The following is a 722-nucleotide window of genomic DNA, read 5'->3' as shown; positions in this document are numbered from 1 at the left end:
CTTTGCTTAATATCTACCCTTGTCGTGATTCTTTTTCTATTCCAGTTTCTTGAAGCAAAGTTAATGAATAACAAGTTTCTAGGGTCTGTTTCAGATGGAGCGTGTTGAATGGTTGTAGTTGGTTGAAATTGAACCTTGGAAAATATCCTTTTTGCTACATCATGAGCTGATGAAGTTTCCGCTTTACGATTAATCGTAGCCTTTCCAGCAAAGATACTTGAATCAAAGAAATAACCATAACTCATTAAATTATTTTTATTAGGGTCAATTAAATAATTAATTATACCAGAGTTTGTCTTTTTGGCTATTGCGTTTGGAACGTCAAGACTTTCAATCATTGCCCAAAAGTAGTTTTTTAACGTAGCTTTATTACTTTCGTCTACATCGGTCACAAGGTAAACCATATCTAAATTCAGTTTTTTCCTCTTACCTAGAGCTTCTTCAATTGGAACAACTTCAGGAAAAAGTACTTGAACAATATCGCCAACTTCTACCGAAACGGTCAATGTAGCTGATGAAGTGTAAAGATAGCCTGTTTCCCACAGTTCGTAATCAATAACTTGACATCTTGCCTTTGGTATTGGAAGGCCTCTTTTTTCTTTTTTACCATTAGGCATTCTGAAATCAGATATATTGTAATAGTTAGGGTTAAAGTTATCATAAACGTTAGCTTCTAACATTAAATAAAGTCCGCCTTTCTCTTGATTTTGAACTCTGCCTTA

The 722-nt window shown here is 34.2% G+C and carries 1 protein-coding gene; it reads right to left on the bottom strand.

Annotated features, from left to right (window positions below; genetic code table 11):
- On the bottom strand, window positions 1-680 hold a 680-nt coding region (locus L979_RS15555), incomplete at its 3' end, for a hypothetical protein (protein WP_231559559.1).
- Window positions 681-722 lie beyond the last annotated feature (42 nt).

It is taken from the genome of Kocuria sp. ZOR0020 (assembly GCF_000800955.1).
GTDB lineage: Bacteria > Actinomycetota > Actinomycetes > Actinomycetales > Micrococcaceae > Kocuria > Kocuria subflava.
The sequence above is the reverse complement of the archived record's forward strand: the minus strand, read 5'-3'. Positions and strand labels throughout refer to the sequence as shown.